This is a genomic window from Thiomicrospira sp. ALE5, from assembly GCF_900112445.1.
Classification (GTDB): domain Bacteria; phylum Pseudomonadota; class Gammaproteobacteria; order Thiomicrospirales; family Thiomicrospiraceae; genus Thiomicrospira.
Genome location: NZ_FOYY01000003.1, coordinates 132,764 through 151,663 on the forward strand (window position 1 = coordinate 132,764; position 18,900 = coordinate 151,663).

Annotated in this window: 25 protein-coding genes; 20 read left to right on the top strand and 5 right to left on the bottom strand. The window is 47.3% G+C overall.

Annotation, left to right across the window (positions count from 1 at the left end; genetic code table 11):
* Positions 1–107: 107 nt before the first annotated feature.
* The 11 genes from BM293_RS00745 to BM293_RS00785 all read left to right on the top strand — a co-directional run bounded on the left by BM293_RS00745 (position 108) and on the right by BM293_RS00785 (position 5,461).
* The gene (locus BM293_RS00745; RefSeq protein WP_234968842.1) at positions 108–794 is read left to right on the top strand and encodes an NAD-dependent epimerase/dehydratase family protein; all 687 of its coding nucleotides are present in this window, start codon (positions 108–110) and stop codon (positions 792–794) included.
* Positions 794–946 (top strand): hypothetical protein, encoded by a 153-nt coding sequence (locus tag BM293_RS10305; protein WP_234968843.1) that lies wholly within the window; start codon positions 794–796, stop codon positions 944–946. Before BM293_RS00745 ends, BM293_RS10305 begins: the two co-directional genes overlap by 1 nt.
* 147 nt (positions 947–1,093) lie before the next feature.
* Complete coding sequence (locus BM293_RS00750) at positions 1,094–1,318, top strand: BrnT family toxin (protein ID WP_234968844.1); 225 nt, start codon at positions 1,094–1,096, stop codon at positions 1,316–1,318.
* Between the two features lie 36 nt (positions 1,319–1,354).
* Positions 1,355–1,573, top strand: coding sequence for a hypothetical protein (locus BM293_RS00755; protein ID WP_093446106.1), 219 nt, complete (start codon positions 1,355–1,357; stop codon positions 1,571–1,573).
* 180 nt (positions 1,574–1,753) lie between these two features.
* Positions 1,754–1,996, top strand: coding sequence for a nucleotidyltransferase domain-containing protein (locus tag BM293_RS00760; RefSeq protein WP_093446107.1), 243 nt, complete (start codon positions 1,754–1,756; stop codon positions 1,994–1,996).
* Complete coding sequence (locus BM293_RS10140; protein ID WP_234968846.1) at positions 1,977–2,150, top strand: hypothetical protein; 174 nt, start codon at positions 1,977–1,979, stop codon at positions 2,148–2,150. The genes BM293_RS00760 and BM293_RS10140 overlap by 20 nt, the downstream gene beginning before the upstream one ends.
* Positions 2,151–2,214: 64 nt before the next feature.
* Positions 2,215–2,439, top strand: coding sequence for an addiction module protein (locus BM293_RS00765; RefSeq protein ID WP_234968847.1), 225 nt, complete (start codon positions 2,215–2,217; stop codon positions 2,437–2,439).
* The gene (locus tag BM293_RS00770; RefSeq protein WP_093446110.1) at positions 2,436–2,717 is read left to right on the top strand and encodes a type II toxin-antitoxin system RelE/ParE family toxin; all 282 of its coding nucleotides are present in this window, start codon (positions 2,436–2,438) and stop codon (positions 2,715–2,717) included. Before BM293_RS00765 ends, BM293_RS00770 begins: the two co-directional genes overlap by 4 nt.
* A 277-nt stretch (positions 2,718–2,994) precedes the next feature.
* Positions 2,995–3,225, top strand: a complete 231-nt coding sequence (locus BM293_RS00775; protein WP_093446112.1) for a hypothetical protein — start codon at positions 2,995–2,997, stop codon at positions 3,223–3,225.
* A 525-nt stretch (positions 3,226–3,750) separates the two neighbouring features.
* Complete coding sequence (locus tag BM293_RS00780) at positions 3,751–5,091, top strand: exopolysaccharide biosynthesis polyprenyl glycosylphosphotransferase (RefSeq protein ID WP_093446113.1); 1,341 nt, start codon at positions 3,751–3,753, stop codon at positions 5,089–5,091.
* Between the two features lies 1 nt (position 5,092).
* Positions 5,093–5,461, top strand: a complete 369-nt coding sequence (locus BM293_RS00785; RefSeq protein WP_369793677.1) for a GDP-mannose 4,6-dehydratase — start codon at positions 5,093–5,095, stop codon at positions 5,459–5,461.
* 448 nt (positions 5,462–5,909) lie between these two features.
* Here the strand turns inward: BM293_RS00785 and nadB are convergent, their stop codons facing one another.
* A complete protein-coding gene (gene nadB, locus BM293_RS00790) occupies positions 5,910–7,484 on the bottom strand; it encodes an L-aspartate oxidase (protein ID WP_093446115.1) in 1,575 nt (524 codons plus the stop codon).
* A gap of 80 nt (positions 7,485–7,564) precedes the next feature.
* On the opposite strand from nadB, the gene BM293_RS00795 reads away from it, so the two are divergent.
* The 9 genes from BM293_RS00795 to acpS all read left to right on the top strand — a co-directional run bounded on the left by BM293_RS00795 (position 7,565) and on the right by acpS (position 15,726).
* Entirely contained in the window at positions 7,565–8,044 is a 480-nt protein-coding gene (locus BM293_RS00795; RefSeq protein ID WP_093446116.1) for a SoxR reducing system RseC family protein, read from the top strand.
* Positions 8,028–9,455, top strand: a complete 1,428-nt coding sequence (locus tag BM293_RS00800) for a DegQ family serine endoprotease (protein ID WP_093446118.1) — start codon at positions 8,028–8,030, stop codon at positions 9,453–9,455. The genes BM293_RS00795 and BM293_RS00800 overlap by 17 nt, the downstream gene beginning before the upstream one ends.
* A gap of 147 nt (positions 9,456–9,602) precedes the next feature.
* The gene (lepA, locus tag BM293_RS00805; protein WP_093446119.1) at positions 9,603–11,414 is read left to right on the top strand and encodes a translation elongation factor 4; all 1,812 of its coding nucleotides are present in this window, start codon (positions 9,603–9,605) and stop codon (positions 11,412–11,414) included.
* Positions 11,414–12,184, top strand: coding sequence for a signal peptidase I (lepB, locus tag BM293_RS00810; protein WP_093446121.1), 771 nt, complete (start codon positions 11,414–11,416; stop codon positions 12,182–12,184). Before lepA ends, lepB begins: the two co-directional genes overlap by 1 nt.
* Complete coding sequence (gene rnc, locus BM293_RS00815) at positions 12,184–12,879, top strand: ribonuclease III (RefSeq protein ID WP_093446122.1); 696 nt, start codon at positions 12,184–12,186, stop codon at positions 12,877–12,879. Before lepB ends, rnc begins: the two co-directional genes overlap by 1 nt.
* Entirely contained in the window at positions 12,876–13,778 is a 903-nt protein-coding gene (gene era, locus BM293_RS00820; protein ID WP_093446124.1) for a GTPase Era, read from the top strand. The genes rnc and era overlap by 4 nt, the downstream gene beginning before the upstream one ends.
* Before the next feature lie 9 nt (positions 13,779–13,787).
* The gene (locus BM293_RS00825) at positions 13,788–14,576 is read left to right on the top strand and encodes a DNA repair protein RecO (protein ID WP_093446125.1); all 789 of its coding nucleotides are present in this window, start codon (positions 13,788–13,790) and stop codon (positions 14,574–14,576) included.
* Positions 14,573–15,322 carry a pyridoxine 5'-phosphate synthase gene (pdxJ, locus tag BM293_RS00830; RefSeq protein WP_093446127.1) on the top strand — a complete coding sequence of 250 codons (750 nt, stop codon included), beginning with the start codon at positions 14,573–14,575 and terminating at the stop codon, positions 15,320–15,322. Before BM293_RS00825 ends, pdxJ begins: the two co-directional genes overlap by 4 nt.
* On the top strand, positions 15,319–15,726 hold the full coding sequence (acpS, locus tag BM293_RS00835; RefSeq protein WP_093446128.1) for a holo-ACP synthase: 408 nt from the start codon (positions 15,319–15,321) through the stop codon (positions 15,724–15,726). The genes pdxJ and acpS overlap by 4 nt, the downstream gene beginning before the upstream one ends.
* Here acpS and infA read toward each other — a convergent pair.
* The 4 genes from infA to sdhA form a co-directional block, all read right to left on the bottom strand.
* Positions 15,707–15,925 (bottom strand): translation initiation factor IF-1, encoded by a 219-nt coding sequence (infA, locus tag BM293_RS00840; protein ID WP_006459050.1) that lies wholly within the window; start codon positions 15,923–15,925, stop codon positions 15,707–15,709. The genes acpS and infA overlap by 20 nt on opposite strands.
* 66 nt (positions 15,926–15,991) lie before the next feature.
* The gene (locus BM293_RS00845; protein ID WP_093446130.1) at positions 15,992–16,285 is read right to left on the bottom strand and encodes an Sdh5/SDHAF2/SdhE family assembly factor; all 294 of its coding nucleotides are present in this window, start codon (positions 16,283–16,285) and stop codon (positions 15,992–15,994) included.
* A complete protein-coding gene (locus BM293_RS00850; RefSeq protein ID WP_093446131.1) occupies positions 16,270–16,992 on the bottom strand; it encodes a succinate dehydrogenase iron-sulfur subunit in 723 nt (240 codons plus the stop codon). The genes BM293_RS00845 and BM293_RS00850 overlap by 16 nt, the downstream gene beginning before the upstream one ends.
* A 23-nt stretch (positions 16,993–17,015) precedes the next feature.
* A complete protein-coding gene (gene sdhA, locus BM293_RS00855) occupies positions 17,016–18,857 on the bottom strand; it encodes a succinate dehydrogenase flavoprotein subunit (protein WP_234968848.1) in 1,842 nt (613 codons plus the stop codon).
* Positions 18,858–18,900: the final 43 nt, after the last annotated feature.

Genomic DNA, 18,900 nt, shown 5'->3' on the forward strand with positions numbered 1-18,900 from the left:
TAAGTTGATGCCTTTGAGGTGTTGGGCTGGAAAGCGGAATTTGATATAAACAGAATGTGCGAAGACGCTTGGCGCTGGCAATCGAAGAATCCTAAAGGATACAAATAATGAAAGTTTTTTTAACCGGAGCAACTGGGTTTGTGGGCTCGGCTTTGCTTCAGCGATTTGTTGCGGATGGGATTGAGGTGACGGCTTTGGTTCGTAATGAGTTGGTTGAGCTGCCGGATGGCGTTGAGAAGGTTGTGGGGGATTTGGCTGGAGATTGCCGCGTCGCTGGCGCTCCTCGCAATGACGTGGTGAATGGGCCTCGTGATGACGTGGGAAATTCGCTTGCATTGACTTTAAAGGATTGTGATGTTGTGGTGCATGCGGCGGCGCGGGCGCATATTATGCGCGATGAGGTAGCGGATCCTTTGGCGGAGTATCGCCGGGTGAATCGGGATGCGACTTTGGCTTTGGCGCGTTTGGCGACGCAGGCTGGAGTTAAGCGGTTTGTGTTTGTGAGTTCGGTTAAGGTGAATGGTGAAATTACAAGGCCTGGTGATGCTTTTGTTTCTGAGATTACGCAAACACCTATTGATCCTTATGGTTTGTCTAAGTATGAGGCGGAGCAGGGGTTGTTGGCGATGGCTAAAGAAACCGGCGTGGAAGTGGTGATTACTCGCCCACCATTGGTGTATGGTGCAAATGCGCCGTGTAATTTTGGCAGTTTGGTAAAATGGGTTAAAAAGGGCGTACCTTTGCCTTTGGGTGCGGCGTTAATTCGCGGTTGTTGCCAGTGCCGGTGGGGTTGATGCGGTTTGCGGCGCGCGTGTTGGGTAAGGGTGCGGTGGCGGATCGGTTGTTTGGCAATTTGCAGGTGGATAGTTCAAAAGCGCGTGATTTGCTGGGCTGGAAGCCAGTGGTGACGATGGATGAGGCACTGGCGCGCATGTTTAAAGCGTAGTTGCACCCCAAGGGCACTTCCTGGTGGGGCGAATGCTTCGTTTTGAATTAGTTTGCCAGGTGTCATTCGTGTGTTTGCGATGCCAAGTTAATCTAGTCCCTTTTAATATCTGGGTGTATACTAATTTGAAAATAATTGGATGAAAGCGTGATTTTTGACTGGGATGAGAATAAGGCCAAAGTAAATCTTCAGAAACATGGCGTTTCTTTTGAAGAGGCAAGCAGTGTTTTTTACGATGATCTTTCACGTACTGTTTTGGATCCATTTTCGTCTGTTGGTGAGTCACGTTTTTTAACATTGGGTTTATCAGCGGCGATGAATGTATTACTTGTGGTGCATACAGAAGTTGAGGAAAATTCATTCGTATCATAAGTGCAAGACAGGCAACTAAAGATGAGCGGAGGAAGTATGAGCAATATCGATGATGACATGAAAGATGAATATGACCCTGCGTTGTTTGATAGTGCGGAGGTTGGCAAGTATGCTGAGCGTTTGCGACAAGCGTCAAATGTGGTGATTGTAGAGCCTGATGTGGCCGCCGCTTTCCCTAATAATGCGGCAGTTAATAACGCGTTGCGAGAGCTTTTGAAACTTGCACGGCAGGTTAATGTTCCAAATCATGCTTGATTTTTAATGGCTTAATATCGATTTGTGCCGGATTGAGTCCGGCATTTTTTATTTTAGAGTTTGAGGTTAAGTTTGAAGGGTTAGTGGATAGCTCCTTGGGTACGGACGATGTGTAATAGTTCTGGATGAAGTTCAGCTGATTACGCAAGGCTAAATTCTGTTTTTGCTCAGTATCCAGATATTCAACGAGTGATTTTGTATGGTTCACGCGCTAAAGGGAACTTTCGCCCTAATTCAGATATTGATCTGACGATTATCGGTGATTTGGATTGGCAGACATTCACACAGCTTGAGAGTGAATTGGATGATGTGTTGTTGCCTTATAAAATGGATTTGTCTTTGTTTGCGCACTTGGAAAATACCAGTTTGGTTGAACATATCCAGCGTGTGGGTAAGGTGTTTTATGAAAAAGCTCAGGCTTGAAAGTTTGGGCGTTTTTGTTTTGGATGTGGCGCAGTGTTATGCCGACCCGGATTATGCGTTTGAAGTATTGGGCTGGAAAGCGGAGTTGGGCATCGAGCGCATGTGTGAAGACGCTTGGCGCTGGCAGTCGAAAAATCCGAATGGGTATCGGTAATTTTGAATGTTGAATTTTAAGTTTTGAATTATTCGGTCTAAAATAGAGTCTTGTTGTGTATTGGATGGGTTTAATTATGCAAGCGGATATTGTTTTTAAAGAGGCGTTGCATCTTTCTCCTGTTGATAGGGTGCGACTTATGGATTTATTGTTGGGGAGTTTTAATGCTCCGCATTCGGCTGAGCATGATCAAGCATGGGCAAATCATGCGGAACAGATATGCGACGAGATAGATGCCGGAGCAAAGCTTTACAGTTTGGAATCTGTGTTGGGCGAGCTTAATCGGTGAAAGTTGTCGTTACAGAGCAAGCTCGTTCTTCGTTGTTGGACGCGCGTAACTACTATAACGCGCAGATGGGCGGGCTAGGTTATGAGTTTGTGCAAGAGTTTGTTGCGGCTGTTTCTCGTATTAAAGCCCATCCTGAAGCTTGGACGCTTTTATCAAAGCGTACTCGACGTTGCTTAGTTAATCGATTTCCTTATTCGGTCATTTTTAGACTCGTTAAATCCAGAGACGAAATTCAAATAATTGACCTGATGCATTACAAGCAAAAACCAAAATATTAGATGCGTAATGTTATGCCGACCCGAGTTATGCTTATGATGTGTTAGGCTGGAAAGCAGAATTGGCATTGAGCAACGTCATTGCGAGCGTAGCGAAGCAATCTAGAGATCGCCACGGCCTTCGGCCTCGCGATGACGGTGGATTGGTGCTCGCTATGACGGTCAACAAAAGGTCATTGCGAACGCAGTGAAGCAATCTATTGCGATGACCTTGAATTGGTGTTAAGTCGTTGTTTTCGGGTAAAATGATAGTCCAATTTGTGTTATGGGGGTGTTTAAAATGTATGTAGAAGCCTTTGAAACCGATATTACCAGCCCTTTTATTGAGTTTAAAGATTATGCGCGTGTACTAAATAAGCATGTCAAAGTATTTATTGTTACAGAAGATGGCGTTGGTCTAAATAATGGATCAGCAAGTATTGCGGGTGCGCTTTCAAAGTATGCAAAACCTGAGCTTATGGATACAGAAAAGCAGGTTGCTTGGCAGGCCGTTGCGGATGACAAGGCATGAATTATTGTGATACGAACATTATATTGCGCTATTTATTGGCTGATAATGATGCGTTATTTGCACAAGCGCTTGCAATATTAGAAGAGAAGACCGTTTTTGTGCCGAATGAGTTGGTCGTCATAGCGTTTTTGTTGTCTCATAATTTGCTTCCGTTCACATTGTTACGTCACATTTTAACGTGTCTTTGTGTACGAAGGAGTGTAGCCAGTCCAAAGTGTTTAATGCAGGACGGGTGAGGTTTTTGGTGATGAAATCAAATGTGCCGGATTGAGTCCGGCATTTTTGTTTTTGGGTAATGTGGGTTGGATGATGAGTCAAGTTTTAGTGACAGGCGGGGCAGGGTATATCGGGTCGCTTGAACGTGTGAGTGTCATTGCGAACGAAGTGAAGCAATCTCTAGCCGAGTACGCCTGAAGGAGATCGCCACGGCCTTCGGCCTCGCGATGACGTCCAGCAATCTATCGCGATGACGGCGGGTTGGTGTTATAATTAGCTAATATTTTTTCTTGGGTTTTAGGCTTGTCTATGCAGCGTATTATTCGCTATTCTTCGCGCAAAATGTTGGCTTATTTTGCATTGTCTGATTTACTAACGCCATTAATATTATTGTTTTTTGTGCATTATGTTTTTGCTGATGCCGCTTGGAAAGAAGCTTATTTTTGGTTGGGGTTGTTAGCAGGCCTGGCGATGGTGTTGGGCAGTAGTTTAGCGAATGGCTATAGTCGTTACGCGAGTCGCACTCTGGCACAAAAGCTAAAGCTGGTGTTTCAGGTTTGGGGTTTTATTTTAATTGCGCTATTGGTCATTGCGTTTATCGTCTTGGCAACTCATGAGTTTGGACGCAAGGTGATATTAATTTGGGCATTTATCACCCCTTTTATATTGTTAACCTTGCGTATGGCCATTAACCATCTGTGTTATGTTCGTCAGGTAAGCCCTGTTAGAGTGCTGTTTTTATCAGTCTATAACTTCACTGAGTTTGAAAAAGCTAGGTTAAATGCACAAAACTTTCAATGGTTGTTTTTAGATCATCCTTCAAAGTTCGATATAACGTTGGATGAGTTTAAGCCTGACTATGTCGTTTTGCCTGAACAAGGACAGGTAACCGATGTACTTGCTAAAAAAGAACAACAGGCCTGGATTAAACAATTAACTCGTGCCGATTTAGCCGGGGTGAAACTGGTTAAGTTTGAGCAGTTTATGGAAGGTTTGTTGCGGAAATGTTTTATTAACTATGAGTCAACAGATTTAGCCTATCTTGAGCAAATAACAGCCTATTCGACTAGCCAATATTTGATTAAACGTGTCATTGATATTGTGGCAGCGTTGAGTTTGTTGGCACTCGTTTGGCCTGTGATGCTGTATGCTGTTTGGCGCATTCGTAAGGAATCGCCAGGCCCGGTGATTTTTAGTCAGCAACGAGTAGGTCGTGGCGGCAAGGAGTTTACCTTGTATAAGTTTAGGTCGATGCATCTTGATGCTGAAAAAAACGGCGCTAAATTTGCAGAACAAGACGATCCACGCGCCTATTCGTTTGGTGCCCTAATGCGAAAAACTCGAATTGATGAATTGCCACAGTTATGGAATGTTTTAAAAGGTGATATTCATTTTGTGGGGCCACGACCTGAGCGAAAGGTGTTTACAGATGAGTTAGAAAAAGATATTCCTTTTTACAACGAACGCCATCTTGTTGCGCCAGGAATTTCTGGTTGGGCGCAAGTGATGTATCCCTACGGTTGTTGTGTGGAAGATGCGCGCCAAAAGCTCATGTATGATTTGTACTACATAAAAAACTGGAGTATTTGGCTGGAAATTGAAACGCTGATTCGCACCGTGGGCGTAGTGCTGGGTAAAAAAGGTATTTAGGTTGCATAACGAACACAATTCAAGACTTGAATTTTTAATTACAGGTGGTGCTGGTTTTATTGGCAGTGCATTGGTGCGCCATATTATCAACGACACAGATTATTCAGTCGTTAATGTCGATAAACTGACTTATGCGGGTCATCTAGCATCGCTTACATCGGTTGAAAATAATCCGCGTTATGTATTTGAAAAATTTGATATTTGCGATGCTTTAGAGCTTAAGCGCGTGTTTGATCAGCATCAGCCAGATATTGTGATGCATTTGGCAGCTGAATCGCATGTTGACCGTTCGATTGCCGGGCCGGCTGATTTTATTCAAACCAATATTGTCGGCACCTATAACTTGCTGGAGCAGTCACGTGTTTATTGATTTAAGCTGGCTGTGGATAAAAAAGCCGATTTTCGTTTTCATCATATCTCGTCGGATGAGGTCTATGGTGATTTGCCGCACCCTGATGAGCTAGATCGCCACGCTGCGCTCGCGAGCCCGAACCAGATCGCCACGGCTTTCAGCCTCGCGATGACGTGGGGCACTGCTTGCGATGACTGAAGGTGCACGGCCTCTCGGTGACAGTGAGGCGCTGCTTGTGATGGCATTAATAAGCTAGGCTTTGAAGGGGTCGAATTCGACCCTATAAACTCAACATTAAAACTTATGAAAACAACCAACGCCTAAAAAGTATTGAAATTCGTAAAGAACTGACCGACGAATGGAAACGACTAGGCATCAAAGAAGGGCAGGCATTCGCCACGCTCACCGACATCATCACCCAAACCTGGTCAATAGTCAGTTTTGACTGACCTAGTTTTACACTGATCTAGGGCGCCAAGGGTGACAAAATCGTGGCGCGGCTGTCTGCTAGCATATCCGGATAGTCGAGGTTGTAGTGTAAACCGCGACTTTCTTGCCGAGCTTGTGCCGAACGTACCATTAACTTAGCTACCAGGGTTAAGTTGCGTAATTCAAGGGTATCGACATCCAGCAAATGATGGCGATAAAACTCTTCGACCTCGGCTTCTAATGTATTAATACGACTTAATGCGCGCGCGAGTCGGCTGTTAGTGCGCACAATACCGACATAATCCCACATCACCCGTCTGACCTCATCCCAGTCATGGGTCACTAAGATACGCTCTTTGGCACGGCTGACTTTACTGGTATCCCAAGGCTTAGGGTCTTTGAGCGGCTGAGTCAGGGGTTTGCTTAAAATATCTTGACGAGCAGCTTCTGCAAAGACTAAGCCTTCTAACAATGAATTGCTCGCTAGGCGGTTGGCACCATGCAAACCGGTATAGGCGGTTTCACCTATGGCGTATAACCTGGCTAGATCTGTTTGACCTCGTAGATTGGTGACCACACCACCGCAAGTGTAATGTGCAGCCGGCACCACTGGGATGGGCTGTTGGGTCATATCAATGCCCACTTTTAAACAACGTTGATAAATGGTAGGAAAATGATTTTGCAAAAACTCGGCGGGTTTATGGCTAATATCTAAATACACACAATCAATACCACGGGTTTTCATTTCTTGGTCAATCGCGCGGGCCACCACATCACGCGGTGCCAATTCACCATCAGGATGGTATTTATGCATAAAGGCCTCGCCATTGGCTAATACTAGCCGACCGCCTTCACCCCGCACCGCTTCAGAAATTAAAAACGAGCGGTCTTGCGGGTGGTATAAACAAGTAGGGTGAAACTGGTTAAACTCCATGTTGCCCACGCGACAGCCCGCACGCCATGCCATGGCGATGCCATCACCGGTTGAGGTATCGGGATTGCTGGTGTAAAGATAGGCTTTGGAGGCGCCACCGGTGGCGAGTACGGTCACAGCAGCTTTGAGCGGAAAAATTTGTCCCGCGGCCTTGTCTAATACATAGGCACCAATACATTCTTGGCGTTGGCGATCCAGTAATAAATCTACCGTCATGTGGTTAGGCAGTAGAGTGATATTGGGCGTGTTGTGAACAGTTTGGATGAGGGTGTCGATAACGCTTTGGCCGGTATGGTCGGCAGCATGGATAATGCGTCGATAGCTATGACCGCCTTCTTGGGTGAGATGAAAAGGAAAGCTGCTATCGGGTTGTAGTGCCGGACTAAAAGGGACGCCCATTTGAATTAGTTCTTGAATCGCCTGATGCGCATGTTTAGCAACAAATCGGACGGCGGGTTCTTCACATAAACCGGCACCGGCAATTAGGGTATCTTGCACATGGGCGTCAACACTATCAAAGGGGTCGAGTACCGCTGCAATGCCACCTTGGGCATATTGGGAGCTGCCTTCATTAAGGCTCGATTTAGCGAGGACGGTGACGCGATAATGCTGGGCTAGTTTCAGCGCCAGCGACAGCCCGGCAATACCACTGCCAATAATCAGAATGTCTGTATTCAAAAAATGCCTCACCGATTTGATTTTGCCAATATGGTAGCATAGAAGCTTGAATTTTTAACTTGATGCACTATTTATAACTTATGACTGAAGACTTAACGGCTCACGGCCAAGTGATACGTATTGAAGGTGATTGGGCATGGGTGCAAACTCGGCGCGAGTCGGGCTGTCATTCGTGTCAATCGCAAGGCAGTTGTAGCACAGGTACCTTATCGCGTTGGCTTGCCCAATCAACTCAGCAGGATGTGCGGGTCGCGGCCATACCAGGCCTGGTGGTTGGACAGCAAGTCGAATTACGCTTAGCGGGTAATCGGCTAGTGTGGCAGGCTTTTTTAGCCTATGGCGCGCCACTGTTGGCATTTTTGGCGGCGGGGTTATTGGCCAGTTGGTTGTGGCCGAGCGCGGGTGAGTTTGTGATAATTTTAGGGAGCCTGCTAGGCTTAGGCTTGGCCTGGTGGGGTATATCCAAGTATCATCAACCCACAATGCCGGTGATTCACCGAGTTTTAGCAACCCAAGATAGACAAAATGGATCTGAGAGGATGTATGAATCGAACAATTAAACAGCTGTTACTTTTAAGTTGCATTGCCTTCCCGATGTTGATGCCTGTCAAATCGTTGGCGCAAGCTCCAGCATCCTTTCCAGATTTTACTCAGTTGGTAGAGCAGAACCATCAGGCGGTAGTAAATATCTCAACAACGCGGACAGAACGTCGTAATGGGCAGCCGCATGGCCAGGTGCCCCCTCAGTTTAGAGGCATGCCTGAAGAGTTTTTACGCCACTTTTTTGGCTTAGATCCGCGCCAAGAATCCCAGCCGCGCCGTGGTCCAGAGCGCCGAGCGCAGTCGGTCGGTTCAGGTTTTATTATTAGCCAAGATGGTTACATTCTAACCAATCACCATGTTATTGATGGTGCGGATAAGATTGTTGTGCGTTTGAGCGACCGTAAAGAATATGAAGCCGAGCTCATTGGTAGTGATTCACGCACAGATGTTGCATTGTTGCGCGTTGACGCCCAAGATTTGCCAACTGTTCAAATTGGCAGCGCTGACAACCTGCGTGTTGGTGAGTGGGTGCTCGCGATAGGGGCGCCATTTGGATTAGATTACACGGTAACTAAAGGAATTGTCAGTGCCAAAGGGCGTAATTTACCGGATGACAGTTATGTGCCCTTTATTCAAACCGACGTGGCGATTAACCCGGGTAACTCCGGCGGACCTTTGATTAACCTAAATGGTGAGGTGGTCGGCATTAATGCGCAAATCTTTACTCGTAGTGGTGGTTTTATGGGGCTGTCTTTTGCAATCCCGATTGAAATTGCCATGAATGTGGTGGAGCAGCTGCGTGAAACCGGTGAGGTGGCGCGAGGTTATTTGGGTGTGCAAGTGCAAGAAGTCACCAGTGATTTAGCACGCTCATTTAATATGGATTCGCCACGTGGTGCATTAGTTGCGCAAGCCTTTGCTGACTCACCCGCAGAACGCGCAGGTATTCAGTCAGGCGATATTATTTTAAAATTTAATGATACATTGATAGAAAAATCAACAGACTTACCACCAGCGGTAGGGATTGCGCCCATTAGTCAAGAGTCGGAGATTTTGATTCTGCGTCAAGGTGAAGAGATCATCATTCGCACGCAGTTAGCCCCATTGGATGAAACGGCGTGGGGCCGCAGCAGTCGCACGCCTGCAATGTCGAGTGAGGTGTTGAATGTAATGCTTCGTCAAGTAGATGAAGAGCAACTTAGCGAGTTAAACATCCAGTTTGGGGTTGAGATTGAGCAGGTGCGTGAGGGCCTGGCCAGCCGCAGTGGTTTGTTGCGTGGCGACATTTTGGTGAGTATTAATTTTCAACCGTTACGCAGCATAGAGGATGTCGATAAGGTGTTACAAGCCGTTCCTGCCGGACAATCGGTGCCACTGCGCGTGATTCGCAATGGACGCTCTAATTTTATAGCTTTAACTATAGACTAGTTTGGCGGCAAGCCTAGCTGGTGCATTAGGTTAAATTAGCGTAAAATAATGCCAATTTAACCGGTTTGCCAGGCCTGCTTATAGCAGGTTTGGTCAAGTAAGGGTGCAATCGCACCCTTTTTTATTGAGTTTTTGTTTGGAGTCCGCATGTCGCAACCCTTATCTCACATTCGTAATTTTTCGATTATTGCTCATATAGATCATGGCAAATCGACAATTGCCGATCGCTTTATTCAACATTGCGGTGGTTTATCCGAACGTGAAATGGAGAAGCAGGTTCTTGATTCGATGGACATTGAGCGAGAACGCGGCATTACAATCAAGGCGCAAAGTGTGACCTTGTTGTACCAAGCACAAAACGGTGAAACCTACCAGCTTAATTTCATCGACACGCCCGGCCATGTTGATTTTTCTTATGAAGTATCACGCTCTTTGGCGGCCTGCGAAGGGGCGTTGTTGGTGGTCGATGCATCACAAGGTGTAGAAGCGCAAACAGTCGCTAATTGTTATACCGCGATTGAGCAGGGCTTAGAAGTTATTCCGGTGTTAAATAAAATTGACTTACCCGCAGCGGAGCCTGATCGGGTTAAACTGGAGATTGAAGAAATTGTTGGGATTGATGCCTCTGAGGCGGTTGCGGCCAGTGCCAAATCGGGTATAGGGATTGTGGAAACCCTAGAGGAATTGGTTAAAAAAGTTCCAGCCCCAATAGGCGATTTGGAGGCCCCTTTAAAAGCCTTGATTATTGATTCTTGGTTTGATAATTATCTTGGTGTAGTGTCGTTAGTGCGCGTGATTGATGGCAAGATCGGCAAGAAAACCAAAATGCGCGTGATGTCTACCGGTGAAGATTATGAAGTCACTGATGTTGGTATTTTTACCCCAAAACGCAGCCCGCAGGATTTTTTAGGCGCCGGTGAGGTGGGTTATGTCATCGCCGGGATTAAAGATATTGATGGCGCACCGGTTGGGGATACCTTAACCGAAGCGAAAAATCCGGTTGCTGAACGTTTGCCTGGTTTTAAACCCGTCCAGCCGAGGGTTTTTGCGGGCTTGTTTCCGATTAGTTCCGAAGATTATGAAAATCTACGTGAAGCCTTGCGCAAGCTGCGCTTGAATGATGCGGCACTTAATTTTGAGCCTGAAACCTCCGAGGCCTTAGGTTTTGGTTTTCGTTGCGGGTTTTTGGGCATGTTACACATGGAGATTATCCAAGAGCGTTTAGAACGTGAATATAATCTCGATTTAATTAGCACCGCGCCGACGGTGGTTTATGAATTGTTGACCAAAAAAGATGACGTATTAAGAATTGATAACCCGTCTGAACTGCCGGATGTGGGCACTATTGCTGAAATTCGTGAACCGATTATTCTTGCCAATATTCTAGTGCCCCAAGATTACATTGGTGCGGTGATGAAGTTGTGTATTGATAAACGTGGCGTGCAAAAAGCGATGAGCTATGCAGGTAATCAAATTTCAATTAGTTTTGAGCTGCCGTTGAGTGAGGTGGTGTTGGACTTCTTTGATCGCCTTAAGTCTAACACCCGCGGTTATGCGTCGATGGATTATGAGTTTAAGCGTTTTCAGGCCGATGATTTGGTTAAGGTTGATTTCCTTATTAACGGTGAACCGGTCGATGCCTTGGCGGTGATTACCCACCGTTCGATGGCGGTGACGCGCGGTAAAGAAATGATTGAAAAATTGAAAGATATTATTCCGCGTCAGATGTTTGAGGTGGCGATTCAAGCAGCGATTGGCGGCAAAGTAATTGGGCGCACTAACGTGAAAGCCATGCGCAAAAACGTGTTGGCAAAGTGTTATGGTGGCGATGTGTCGCGGAAAAAGAAATTGCTAGAGAAGCAAAAAGAAGGGAAAAAACGTATGAAGACCATTGGTCGCATTGATTTACCGCAAGAGGCCTTTATGGCGGTACTCAATACCGGAGGCGGTGACAAATAATGAATTTTGAATTGATTTTAGTCCTGGCGACGGTGATTACCGGGGTATTGGTATTAATCGACCGCATGGTATGGAAGAAAAAGCGCGATCAATCCGCCGTGACGCAGAACGTGCCGGTACTCATTGAATATGCCCGTTCGTTATTTCCGGTGTTTTTGATTGTGTTGGTGTTACGTTCGTTTATTATCGAACCCTTCCGAATTCCATCAGGTTCGATGTATCCCACATTGGAGATTGGCGATTTTATCGTGGTGAATAAATATTCCTATGGTGTGCGGATGCCTGTGTTGCAAAGCCGTATCATTCCATTAGGCGATCCAGAGCGAGGCGATGTCGCGGTGTTCCGTTACCCACTTGATCCAAATGTTGACTATATTAAGCGTATTATTGGTGTGCCCGGTGATCGCATTTCATATATTGATAAAGTGTTGTATTTGAATGGTGAGCCCTTAGCGCAAGAAGCGATTGGCCGCTATATTGGCTTAAACTCTGGTTCTGTGATGACCGGTGCACGGCATCTTCGTGAAACCCTGCCGGATGGGCGCAGTTATGAACTATTAATTGATCCGGATCGCCGTGCGGTGAATATTTATGATGTGGTGATACCAGAGGGCTATTACTTTGCTATCGGTGATAACCGTGATCATAGTGCCGATAGTCGTAGCTGGGGCTTGGTGTCTGAGGAGTATTTAAAAGGGCGCGCTTTTGCCATTTGGATGAATTGGGATCAAGGTCTACAATGGGGTCGAATTGGGCGAGGGATTGAATAATGGCGGGACAAGCTGAACGCCAATTTAAGTTGCGCGAGTTATCGGCACGCTTAGGTTATGTGTTCCAAGATGAATCCTGGTTAGAGCTTGCCTTAACCCATCGTAGTGCCGGTGCAAAAAATAATGAGCGCTTAGAGTTTCTGGGCGATAGCTTGGTAAATTTCATGGTCGCAGATTTGTTATTTGAGCAATTTAATACGTTGCCAGAAGGCGATTTAAGTCGAATTCGCGCCCATCTAGTTAAAGGTGAAACACTGGCTAAGTTAGCTAAGAAATTGGCTTTAAGCGAGATGTTGATTCTTGGCCCGGGTGAGCTGAAAAGCGGCGGCTATCGTCGTGAATCTATTTTAGCTGATGCTTTAGAAGCTATTATTGCGGCTATTTATCAAGATGGCGGTTTACAGGCGTGTCGAAGCTTTGTTGAATCACTTTATGAAAAAAGTCTTCATAGCCTAGACCCGCAAAAAGTCGGCAAAGATCCGAAAACACGCTTGCAGGAGTTGTTGCAAGCCCAGCAACACCCTTTGCCAGACTATAGTATTATTAGTGTCAACGGTGCTGCACATGCTCAGGTGTTTACCGTGGCCTGTTATGTTGCGCCGCTAAATACCAAATTTGAAGCGACGGATACCAGTCGACGAAAAGCGGAACAAAAAGCCGCTGAAATTGCGCTCGAAGCCCTAGGACAAGTATGAGTACAGCCTTTAAAGCCGGTTTTGCTGCGGTCGTTGGACGCCCCAATGTCGGTAAATCTACCTTGATGAATGAGTTGTTGGGTCAAAAGTTAAGTATTACCTCGGCCAAACCCCAAACCACCCGTCACCGGATTCACGGCATCTTTACCGCACCTGATCATCAAATTGTGTATGTGGATACGCCCGGTTTACACCTTGATGGCGAAAAATCGATTAATCGCTATATGAATCGCGCTGCGCGCAGTGCGTTTAGCGGCGTGGATGTGATTTTATTTGTAGTTGAAGCGCCTAAATTTACCCGTGAGGATCGTGCCGTTGCACAACAGCTTGCAGAGGCGGATGTGCCGGTGATTTTATTGGTGAATAAAATTGATAAGATTAAGCGCAGGGCCGATATGTTGCCTTATTTGCAAATGTTAGGTGAAGCGGTCAAATTTGATACGTTGATTCCGGTATCGGCCTATAAAAAAAGTGGCCTTGAGATTATCAGCAAAGAAGTGCTGGCACGCTTGCCTGAACAGCCAGCGATTTTTCCAGAGGATTATATTACCGATCGTTCCACCAAGTTTTTGCTGGCAGAAATTGTCCGTGAAAAACTGATGCGTTCATTGGGTGAAGAAGTGCCTTATGGCGTTACGGTGGCGATTGAGCAGTTTGAAATGGACACCGAGCAGGATCGCTGGTTGGTCAGTGCATTGATATTGGTTGAGCGTGAGGGCCAAAAACGTATTGTGATTGGCGACAAAGGCGTGCGGATTAAAGAAATGGGCCGCCAAGCGCGGATGGATATGGTGGCGCAGCTTGAAAAACGTGTTCATTTGGAACTCTGGGTGAAGGTGAAGCAAAACTGGTCTGATGATGACCGGGCATTAGCCAGTTTAGGTTATACCGATTTGTGAGCATGTGTTGTGAGTGTTATTCAGCAGCCTGCTTATGTTCTGCATAGTCGGCCTTACAAGGAGACCAGTGTTCAGGTCACCTTGTTGATGCCACAGCAGGGCAAGCGATTTGCGACTTTTCGGGGGGTGCGTCAAGCCTCGAAAGCTGCGCGACAAAAGCAGGCCTGGTTACAACCTTTTCAACCCTTGCAAGTGGCGTGGCAAGCCAGTCCAGCCAATCAAGACTGGCTGATGCCGAATCATTTAGAAGCTTATGGTCAAATCCATTGGCTAGAAGGTGAGGCCAATCTCTGTGGTCTGTATTTAAACGAGCTGTTATATCTATGTTTGCCTTTGGCTCAGCCTTGTGAAACCCTATTTGTGGCATATATTCAAACCTTGCAGGCATTAAGTCAGTTAACTGGGGATCTTACAACAAAGCGCCAACAGCAGGCCGGATTATTGCGCCATTTTGAGCTGCACTTATTACAGGAATTAGGCTATCCTTTGCAGGCCTGGTTGGCAGAACAGGCTGCAGGGTTTGTCGCCGCGGCGCCGATTGATCCAGCCGCAATCTATCGGCTGAGACCGCAGGGATTACCCGTTTATGCTGACCATGAAGCTGAGGTCTGGGATCTGCCCGGTTATGCTTTGTTGGCATTAGTCGATGGACAGGATTGGACTGACAAGCAACAAGCGCTGGTGCCGCTAAAACGGTTTTTTCGAGCCCATTTGAATCTTTATCTTGCTGGTCGTCCGCTAGGGACACGGCATTTATTACAAGCATCATTAACTCATGCAAAGGATGCATTATCATGAATCCGATTTCGAATCCAATCTTTTTAGGTTTAAATATTGACCATGTCGCCACGCTTCGTCAGGCCCGTGGCACGCGTTATCCTGACCCGATTAAAGCGGCATTAGACGCTGAAATGGCCGGTGCGGATAGTATTACATTGCATTTGCGCGAAGACCGTCGTCATATTCAGGATGAAGATGTGTATCGTCTAAAAGCCTGTTTGCAAACCAAGATGAATTTAGAGATGGCGGTTACTGAGGAAATGTTGGCCATTGCGTGCGATGTTCAGCCGGAAGATGTGTGCCTAGTGCCTGAAAAACGCGAAGAATTGACCACTGAAGGGGGTTTAGATGTAGCGGGTCAGCAGGCCTGGTTAACCCAAGCCTGTAGTCGTTTGGCGGCAGCGGGCTGTCGTGTGTCCTTGTTTATTGATGCCGATGAAACCCAAATTCGCGCGGCGAAAGCGGTCGGCGCGCCGGTAATTGAACTACATACTGGTCGTTATGCTGACTTACCGACGATTGCCGAGCGTAATCAAGAACTGGCTCGAATTCGTGCGGCGGCAGAGTTTGCGCATAGTTTAGGCTTGGTGGTGAATGCCGGTCACGGTTTGCATTACCACAATGTCGAACCGATTGCGCAGATTGCTTGTATTGAAGAGCTGAATATTGGTCATGCGATTGTGGCACAAGCCATTTTTAGTGGTTTGCCTGAAGCGGTTCGTGAAATGAAGCGCTTAATGCGTGAGGCGCGTGCTAGCCTGTGATTATTGGCATAGGCACTGATTTAGTCGAATTGGCGCGTATCGAGCAGGTCATTGCGCGTCAAGGTGAGGCGTTTGCCAAACGCTTACTCGCTGAAGCGGAATGGGCAGATTACCAGGCCTGCTTAAGCCATCCTGCGCAGCAGGTTAAGTTTTTAGCCAAACGTTGGGCGCTTAAAGAGGCGCTGGCAAAAGCTTTGGGCACGGGCATCGCACAGGGGATTAGTTTTAAACAGTTGATGCTAACGCATGATCGTTTAGGTAAGCCAGGGGTGGCTTTGAGTGGCGAAGCAGCAGTGCGCGCTGAAAAATTAGCGATTGATGATTGGCAGGTATCGATTAGCGACGAACGCCACTATGCGGTGGCGTTTGTGATTGGGCAGCGAATTATTTACCGCGATAGGTAATGCGGCCTTTGGTTAAGTCATAAGGGGTGAGTTCTACCTTGACTTTATCGCCGGCTAAAATACGAATATAGTTTTTGCGCATACGCCCAGAAATGTGGGCTAAAATTTCGTGGCCGTTTTCCAACTGCACTTTAAACATGGTATTCGGTAGTGTTTCTAACACGGTACCTTCAAATTCAATCACATCTTGCTTTGACATAAAACCGTTTTCTTATCCTGGCTAAAATTGTCGCGAATTATAGCATAGTTAAAATTGCTGCGTACACTATTGTTGTGCAATTAAATCCTGTTGATAACTAAGGCGAATTTGCTTGAGTAAGGCTAGCCATTCTGATGGGGCAAGGTCAGGGTCAAGTAACCAAATCAGCAAGTCTTGTTCCTCACTGTTAAGCAGGCCTGCTAAGGCTTGGCCATACTGGCTTAATAAGCGGCCATCTTGGGCGAGTTGGGCGATAAAGGGGGCGAGCAATTGTTCGGATTCGGCATTGCCACGCCGTGCGGCTATGGCCAATTGTCGCCACTGGTCGCTGTGATGGCTGTTTATCAAGATTGAGTCCATTGCTGGTGCTTAAGTTGTCGAATCGCTCGACTTGGGTCAAGGCCTTTTGGACAGCTGGTGGTACATTGTTGAATGCCCCGGCATCGATGCAACTGATAAGGGTCACTAAGCGCCTCTAAGCGCTGTTTTGGCTGAATGTCACGAGAGTCAATCACCACCCGTTCGGCAGCAAGTAGCGCAGCTGGACCTAAAAACTGGTCGGGGTGCCACCAAAATGATGGGCAACTGGTACTGCAGCAGGCACATAAAATACATTCGTATAAGCCATCGAGTTTGGCTCGGTCGGCGGGACTTTGTAGGTGTTCTTGGTCTGGGTTAAATTTGCCGGCATTAAGCGTTGGATTGGCTTGGGCATAGCGGTCAAAAAACAGCGTCATATCGACAATTAAGTCGCGCAGAATCGGCAAACCAGGCACCGGCATCAGCTCAATAGGTTGGCTGAGTTCGGCTAAAGGCGTGATACAACTCAGACGATTGCGCCCATTAACTTGCATCGCATCTGAGCCACAGACACCTTCTTGACAAGAGCTGCGAAAACTTAACGTCGGGTCTTGTTCGCGTAGCAGTTTTAGGGCATCCAGAAGCATCATGCCAGGTTTAACCAGCGCATCATCAAGGGTCATCTCTTGCCAATAGGTTGCGTTCTGCGCTCCAACTTGTTGGGCTGATGCGGCCTCTGGCTGATAGCGTTGAATGTTAAAAAGCATGCCGTTCTCCTCTTAATCCGACCCTAGTAAACCCGTTTAATCGGTGGAAAGGGTGCCACGGTTTTGGGTTGCATTTGTACCGGTTTTTGCTTTAGCGTGATATGCGGTTGCATAAAAAACAGCAGATGCACTAACCAGGCCTGGTCATCGCGCTCGGGATAATCATCGCGGGCATGGGCGCCCCGACTTTCAGTACGAGCGAGCGCGCTTTCAAGCGTGGCCCAAGCAACGGCAAGCAGGTTTTCGCATTCAAACGCCTGAATACGCTCTAGATTAAATCCCTGCGCCGGATCTTGGACGCGCAATGTTTTTAAGCGCTGTGCCAGTTGTTCGAGCATGGGTTTAGCGGCGGCAAGGGTGGCCTGATCACGGAACACGCCACAATGACGTTGCATCATCTGCTGTAAATCGCGTTTAAAGCTGACAACTGAGTCGTCATTGTTGGCGTCGTTGGGGATTTCAGTGTCGCGGCTCGCTTGAAAAGCCTGCATGCGTTTTAACAGCGCTGGGTTGATTGCCTTAGGCGCGGGTGTTTTAGTGGTGCATACTTCAGCAGGCCTGCTTAAAATATGATCGGCGGCCGCTTTACCAAACACTACAATATCAAGAAGTGAGTTGCCGCCTAAACGATTCGCACCATGTACGGATACACAGGCACACTCGCCAATTGCATAGAGGCCTGCGACCGGATAGTTTTCGCCGTTGGTTTGAGTCATCACTTGACCATGAATATTGGTGGGGATACCGCCCATCATATAGTGGCAAGAAGGGTGAATTGGAATTGGTTGCTCGATTGGGTCTATACCGGTAAAGGTGAGGCTAATGTCTCGAATACCGGGGAGCTTCTGTTTAATCAACTCGGCATCGAGGTGGGTTAAATCCAGTTCAATGTAGTCTTTGTTGGGGCCGCAACCACGTCCATGATGAATTTCAGTTGCAATTGCCCGCGACACCACATCTCGAGAGGCCAGGTCTTTCACCTTGGGCGCATAGTTGACCATAAAGGCTTCGCCTAGGCTATTGCGAAGCAAGCCGCCTTCACCGCGTGCCGCCTCGGATATCAGCATGCCGCGTCCGGCCACACCGGTGGGATGAAATTGCCAAAACTCCATGTCCATCAGTGGCAGGCCTGCGCGTAACACCATAGCTAAGCCATCGCCAGTGTTAATGCTGGCATTGGTGTTGGTGCGATAAATTTGGCCCGCACCCCCGGTGGCTAATAGCACCGCATTGGCGTTAAACTGATGCAATTGGCCGGTCGCTATTTCTAGCGCAACCAAACCGGTTACTTGTTGGTCTTCGATCAGTAAATCCAGACTAAAAAACTCGCTAAATGTTTGCGTGCCCGCGGCGAGGTTTTGTTGATAGAGGGTGTGCAAAATAGCATGGCCGGTGCGATCGGCGACTGCACAGGTTCGGGTCGCTTGGCTTTGACCAAAATGCTGACTTTGGCCGCCAAAGGGGCGTTGGTAAATCTTGCCATCATCCAGTCGTGAAAAGGGCACGCCAAAATGTTCGAGTTCGCGCACGATGCGCGGCGCTTGCTGACACATAAATTCAATCGCATCTTGATCGCCCAGATAGTCACTGCCTTTGACAGTGTCAAACATGTGCCAATGCCAATTATCCTCACTGATATTGCCCAGCGCGGCATTAATGCCGCCTTGTGCGGCCACCGTGTGGGAGCGAGTTGGATACACTTTGGACACCAGTGCGACCTGTTTGCCAGCGCGTTGCAATTCCAGCGCGGCCCGCAGGCCCGCACCACCGGCACCCACAATCAGCACGTCAAACTGGTGAGTGGTCAGCGACGAATTGGTTGGATGTGCCGGAGTATTGTGTCCCGTGTTTGTATTATCAGTCATTGTGAAGTCCAAGTTAGGTTCTAGCCTAGTCCAAATCCAGGTG

Bases quoted from the DNA above. Each gene is read 5' to 3' on its own strand.
- pdxJ (WP_093446127.1), top strand. From the start codon at position 14,573: ATGAATCCGATTTCGAATCCAATCTTTTTAGGTTTAAATATTGACCAT.
- era (WP_093446124.1), top strand. From the start codon at position 12,876: ATGAGTACAGCCTTTAAAGCCGGTTTTGCTGCGGTCGTTGGACGCCCC.
- rnc (WP_093446122.1), top strand. From the start codon at position 12,184: ATGGCGGGACAAGCTGAACGCCAATTTAAGTTGCGCGAGTTATCGGCA.
- infA (WP_006459050.1), bottom strand. From the start codon at position 15,925: ATGTCAAAGCAAGATGTGATTGAATTTGAAGGTACCGTGTTAGAAACA.
- BM293_RS00800 (WP_093446118.1), top strand. From the start codon at position 8,028: ATGAATCGAACAATTAAACAGCTGTTACTTTTAAGTTGCATTGCCTTC.
- lepA (WP_093446119.1), top strand. From the start codon at position 9,603: ATGTCGCAACCCTTATCTCACATTCGTAATTTTTCGATTATTGCTCAT.
- BM293_RS00745 (WP_234968842.1), top strand. From the start codon at position 108: ATGAAAGTTTTTTTAACCGGAGCAACTGGGTTTGTGGGCTCGGCTTTG.
- lepB (WP_093446121.1), top strand. From the start codon at position 11,414: ATGAATTTTGAATTGATTTTAGTCCTGGCGACGGTGATTACCGGGGTA.
- BM293_RS00765 (WP_234968847.1), top strand. From the start codon at position 2,215: ATGGGTTTAATTATGCAAGCGGATATTGTTTTTAAAGAGGCGTTGCAT.
- BM293_RS00755 (WP_093446106.1), top strand. From the start codon at position 1,355: ATGAGCAATATCGATGATGACATGAAAGATGAATATGACCCTGCGTTG.
- BM293_RS10140 (WP_234968846.1), top strand. From the start codon at position 1,977: ATGAAAAAGCTCAGGCTTGAAAGTTTGGGCGTTTTTGTTTTGGATGTG.
- BM293_RS00795 (WP_093446116.1), top strand. From the start codon at position 7,565: ATGACTGAAGACTTAACGGCTCACGGCCAAGTGATACGTATTGAAGGT.
- BM293_RS00845 (WP_093446130.1), bottom strand. From the start codon at position 16,285: ATGGACTCAATCTTGATAAACAGCCATCACAGCGACCAGTGGCGACAA.
- sdhA (WP_234968848.1), bottom strand. From the start codon at position 18,857: ATGACTGATAATACAAACACGGGACACAATACTCCGGCACATCCAACC.
- BM293_RS10305 (WP_234968843.1), top strand. From the start codon at position 794: ATGCGGTTTGCGGCGCGCGTGTTGGGTAAGGGTGCGGTGGCGGATCGG.
- BM293_RS00850 (WP_093446131.1), bottom strand. From the start codon at position 16,992: ATGCTTTTTAACATTCAACGCTATCAGCCAGAGGCCGCATCAGCCCAA.
- BM293_RS00775 (WP_093446112.1), top strand. From the start codon at position 2,995: ATGTATGTAGAAGCCTTTGAAACCGATATTACCAGCCCTTTTATTGAG.
- BM293_RS00780 (WP_093446113.1), top strand. From the start codon at position 3,751: ATGCAGCGTATTATTCGCTATTCTTCGCGCAAAATGTTGGCTTATTTT.